The sequence below is a fragment of the Synechococcus sp. R5-12 genome (assembly GCF_047502655.1).
Taxonomy (GTDB): domain Bacteria; phylum Cyanobacteriota; class Cyanobacteriia; order Thermostichales; family Thermostichaceae; genus Thermostichus.
This window is the reverse complement of the sequence record NZ_JANSIM010000286.1, coordinates 1-5,045: the sequence shown is the minus strand read 5'-3', so window position 1 is coordinate 5,045 and position 5,045 is coordinate 1. Positions and strand designations below refer to the sequence as shown.

4 protein-coding genes are annotated in these 5,045 nt (G+C 58.5%); 2 read left to right on the top strand and 2 right to left on the bottom strand.

Translation table 11 applies throughout. The annotated features are described in order from the left end of the window. Nucleotides 1–243: 243 nt before the first annotated feature. Nucleotides 244–1,359, bottom strand: a complete 1,116-nt coding sequence (locus tag NW843_RS13440) for an aldo/keto reductase (RefSeq protein ID WP_414523198.1) — start codon at nucleotides 1,357–1,359, stop codon at nucleotides 244–246. 29 nt (nucleotides 1,360–1,388) lie between these two features. Continuing rightward, nucleotides 1,389–2,477 (bottom strand): 4-hydroxythreonine-4-phosphate dehydrogenase PdxA, encoded by a 1,089-nt coding sequence (gene pdxA, locus NW843_RS13435; protein ID WP_414523197.1) that lies wholly within the window; start codon nucleotides 2,475–2,477, stop codon nucleotides 1,389–1,391. A 183-nt stretch (nucleotides 2,478–2,660) separates the two neighbouring features. Here pdxA and NW843_RS13430 point away from each other — a divergent pair, with 183 nt between their 5' ends. Then, complete coding sequence (locus NW843_RS13430) at nucleotides 2,661–3,641, top strand: alpha-ketoacid dehydrogenase subunit beta (RefSeq protein ID WP_414331610.1); 981 nt, start codon at nucleotides 2,661–2,663, stop codon at nucleotides 3,639–3,641. Between the two features lie 105 nt (nucleotides 3,642–3,746). Further along, nucleotides 3,747–5,045 (top strand): DUF3084 domain-containing protein (locus NW843_RS13425; RefSeq protein ID WP_414523196.1); only part of this gene is annotated, 1,299 nt, incomplete at its 3' end.

Below are 5,045 nucleotides of genomic sequence, written 5' to 3'. Positions count from 1 at the left end.
GGCAGACTGGGCGCGGCTTTCTTGGATGGACTGACGCAGCTCCTGGATGGATTGGCGGAGCTCCCGGATTTCTCGGCTGTTGGCAGCAGTCTGTTCAGCCGTCCAAGCCAGCAGTTGCTCCACTCGGTCTAAGCGGTCTTGGCTCTGACTATTCACCCTGATGCCTCGCCTTGTGAGTCTCTTGACAAACTGCAACCGATCATAAACGAAGTTGAGCTCTGCCAAACAGGATAGGGGGAATGGTCATTCCCAGAGCCGCCGGATTGGAGAGCGATGCAGCAACTGGTGGGCTTCGGCCAGCAACTCCGGGATAGGCAGATGTTCTGGGCAGCGGGGTAAGCAGTCACCGCATTCGGTACAGCGGTCGGCAGGTGACCCCGGAAACCAATGCCCAGCTTGGCCGAACATGTTGTAGCGGTACTGGGCAAACTCCGTCATTTCGTGGGCAATGGCCAAGTTGCGCAACCGCAGCACTTCGGGAATGTGGATCCCTTCTGGGCAGGGCAGGCAGGCGTAGCACTGGGTGCAGCGGCTGGATCCCAAGCGTTCCTGCTCGGCTTGGCGCAACCGCTCCTGAATCTGAGGGCCATCCACCCACCAACGGTCGGGATCCTGTAAAGCCGACAAGGCCACCTGTAGCTCCTCAGGATGAGTGATGCCCAGGCTGAGGGTGTGAACACGGGGATCCGCCAGCAAAAAACGATAGGCAAACTCCAAGGGGCTGAAAGGGGCACAGCACTCCTGCAGGTGTTGGGGCGGGCGATAGAGCATTCCCCCTTTATCGGCAGGAGAAATGATGAACACGCCCATATCTTGCTGGGCAGCCGCTTCTAGGGCCGGTGCATTGCGCTGTTGGAAAAAGTGATAGTGCAAATTAACAAAGTCAAAGCATCCTGTCTGGATGGCCTGCAAAATTAACTCCAGGGATCCATGGGTGGAAAAACCAATGTAGCGCACCCAGCCTTCCTGCTGGAGCTGCTGGAGAATCGGCAGCCCTTTCTGCAGCACCCACTCCAGGTGTTCCGGCAGGTTGATGCCATGAAAGGCAAATTGATCCAGGTAATCCGCCCGCAGACGGCGCAGAGATCCCTGAAGCCGCTCTCGCAACCCATCTGTGGGAGTGAGTTTGCTGGTCAGAATCAACTGATGGCGTGAAAAGGGCAGGGTTTGCAAAATCTCGCCCAAGAGCACCTCGGCATGGCCATAAGCCTGAGCCGTTTCGATGTGGTTGATCCCTGCGGCTAGGGCTGCCTCAACGGTTGCCTGAGCTTGATCCCTGGGCACATTGACCAAGCGCATGCTGCCCAGAGAAAAAACCGAGACCAGCTGTTGGGTGCGCCCAAAGCGACGGTAAAGCATTCCGGTTGAGGTAGCACCGGCAACTTCCATCAAGCCACCCCCTGGAAACGAGAAACGGCCTCAGATTGTCGGGTACAGACGGCATTTCCCTCAGGGGATTGGGGGTTTTTGCCCAGCAGTTCTGCCGCCAGCAGGATCGCCTGCTTGAGGCTCTCGCACCGGGCCACCCCTTGGCCGGCAATGTCGAAGGCGGTGCCATGATCGGGAGAGGTGCGAACAAAAGGCAACCCAATTGTCAGGTTGACTGCCCGGTCAAAAGCCAGCATCTTCACCGGGATCAAACCTTGATCATGATAGAGAGCCAAGTAGGCATCTGCCACAGTTGGGGATCCCTGGCCATGCCAGGCTTGCGCGGGAGCCACCCACAGGGTGTCGGGGGGAAGCGGCCCCCAAATTTGGGCGTGGGCATAGGTGCGCAGCAGCTCGGTCAGCCATTCTTTTTCCTCCGATCCCAGTTGCCCCTGTTCGCCGGCATGGGGATTCAGGCCGGCTACTGCAATCACAGGATCCGGGATCCCAAAGGTGTGGCGCAGGGATCCCACCAGCAAATCCAGCGCTGTCCGCACCCGCTCTGGAGTCAGCACGGTGGGCACTTGGCCGAGGGGAATATGGGTGGTGGCCAGCAAAACCCGCATCTGCCAGCCACTGTGGGGGGAACGGGCAACAAACATCATCCCGTAGTGCTCAGACCGACTCAGCTGGGCCAAAACTTCTGTTTGACCAGGGAACCGATGGCCGGCTCGATGCCAGAGATATTTGGCGATGGGCGCTGTCACGATCCCCTGAAACTCGCCCCGCAGCGTCTGTTCGACTGCCGTTTTCAGGTAAACAAAACTGACCCCACCACTGTCAGCATCCCCTTGACCAATACAGCCAGGCTGTAACCGAAAGCCTGTGTCGCATTCCAGCATCGGGATCCCTGCCGGATGGGCCAATGGAGCCGGCGACCGATCTCTCAGCAGGCGATAGGTGGCTTCTAGAACCTGCCGATCCCCTACAACCGTGATGTGGGCGCAAGACTGCACCTCAGGATCCGCCAGCGCCTTGAGCACAATTTCCGGCCCAATTCCCGCGGGATCCCCCAAGGTCAGCGCCAGTTTGGGCCGTGGAATGCTCATGGTGTCTTTTCTTGAGAAGACGGACGATCCCCATGTTCCAGGGGAAAGAGAGTGCTGAGGAAAGCTGTGGGGAAGGTCGCCATCCCTTTGAGCAAGAATTCTGAGCTCAGCCTATCAAGTCAGCTGCAAGGGGATCCATGCCGGCAAAATGGTTTAATGAGGGTTTAGCGATATTGAACCTCTATGGCCGAGACATTCCTTTACAACGCCTTGCGTGCTGCCCTCGACGAAGAAATGGCCCGGGATCCCAACGTGTTTGTTTTGGGAGAAGATGTCGGCCATTACGGTGGCTCCTACAAAGTCACCAAAGACCTGTATCGCAAGTATGGGGAGATGCGCCTGCTGGATACCCCCATCTGCGAGAACAGCTTTACCGGCTTGGCCATTGGGGCAGCCATGACCGGCTTGCGCCCGGTGGTGGAAGGGATGAACATGGGCTTTCTGCTCCTGGCCTTCAACCAAATTGCCAACAATGCCGGTATGCTTCGCTACACTTCTGGGGGCAACTTCAAGATCCCGATGGTCATCCGCGGGCCGGGCGGGGTGGGTCGTCAGTTGGGGGCAGAGCACTCGCAGCGGCTAGAGGCTTACTTTCAAGCGGTGCCTGGGCTCAAGATCGTAGCCTGTTCAACGCCTTACAATGCCAAGGGCTTGCTCAAGTCCGCCATCCGCGACGACAACCCCGTTCTCTTTTTCGAGCATGTGCTCCTGTACAACTTGAAAGAAGATCTGCCAGAAGAGGAATACCTTTTGCCTCTGGACAAAGCCGAAATCGTCCGATCCGGCTCCGATGTTACCCTGCTCACCTACTCCCGCATGCGCTACCACGTGCTCAAGGCCGTGGACACTTTGGTGCAGCAGGAGATCGACCCTGAGGTGATCGATTTAATCTCGCTGAAACCTTTAGATATGGGAACCATTGCCGCTTCGGTGCGCAAAACCCATCGGGTGATCATTGTTGAGGAAGACATGAAATCGGGTGGCATTGGGGCGGAACTGACAGCTCGCATCATGGAAGAACTGTTCGATGAGCTGGATGCGCCGGTGATGCGTTTGGCTTCGCAGGACATTCCCACCCCCTACAACGGCACGCTGGAGGCGGCCACCATCGTGCAACCTGCAGATATTGTGGCGGCGGTGGAGCGGCTCCTCTACGCGGATTAGAACCCCCAAAAATCCCTACAAAACAGCGCCGAAATCTATCTCCCAGCAACTTGCAAAATCCTCAGGGCAACCTTGCTAAGATTTCCATGGCAGGGATCCGCGAATATGCAAGGCGTACTGCTGATCCTCTACATGTTGGTTGTCAGTGGCCTGATTGCCGTTGTTGGGGATCGGGTAGGCTATCGCATTGGCAAAAAGCGCCTTACCTGGTTCAACCTGCGCCCCCGCCACACGGCCATTCTGGTGGCTGTGGTGACCGGTGTGAGCATCTCCGCGCTGACCTTGGGCACGCTGCTGCTCCTCAACCGCTCCCTGTCGGAGGCTCTGTTCAGCTACACCAACCAAATTGCCCAGGCGGAGCAAGAGCTGCGGGCCCTCAACCGCCAAAAAGCCCTCTTGGAAGCGGAAAATGCCGCTCTCAGGGTTGAGCGGGATCACCTCAAGATGGATCTCGACCAATTTCGCAGCCAGCAGTCGGCAGCCCAAACCCGCCTGAGCGAAGTGCGCGATCAACTGGCGGTGGCGCTGCAGGAGCGGCAGGAGGCGGAGGCCAAGCTGGCGGCAGCCAACGAGCAACTGGCCAAGGTGCAGCCCAGTCTGGATCGAGCCCATGCCGAGTTGGAGGCAGTGAAGGCAGAGGTGGAGTCGGCCCGCCAGGTGATCGCCACCCTGGAGTCGCAAAAACAAGCCCTGCAACTGGATCGAGATCAACTGGAGCGCTCCCTGGATGTGGTGCAGGCGGCCTTAACCCAACTGGAGAACCAGAAAAACCAGCTTGAGCAGGAGATCGAGCAGCTCAACCAATTGGCGGTGCGGCTGCGGCGGGGGGAACTGGCCATCTTGGCGGGGGAAGTTTTGGCAACAGGAGTTGTGGAGGCTCCAAGAGGGGCAAAACCAGAGGCGATCCGGCGGCAGTTTGAGCACCTTTTGGCCCAGGCGGAACAGCGGGCCCTTGCCCTTGGATCCCAGCCCATGCCCCCTCTGGAAAACGCGATCTTGATCCGCCGCGAGGATGCCGATCAAGCCTTGGAGAAGTTGCAAGAGCCCGGTAGCTGGGCGGTGCGCATTCTCTCTGTTACCAACCGGCTCAAGGGGGAGCCTGTGCCTGTGCTCGTGCAGATTTACCCCAACCAGCGGATTTTCGCCAAGGGATCCGTGCTGGCCCACGGGGTGATTCAACCGGGTTTGAGCGAAAATCAGATCCAACAGCAACTGCTGGGGCTGCTGAACCAGGCCAATCAGCGCTCGCAAGAGGAGGGGCTTCTCTCCGATCCCATCACCGGCACTGTGGGGGAGTTCTCCCAGGTCAAGTTTCTGGAGGTTGTGCAGCATCTCCGCCAGAGCACCACCCCTCTGGATGTGAAGCTAGTTGCCGACACCGACATCTACACGGCAGGACCGTTG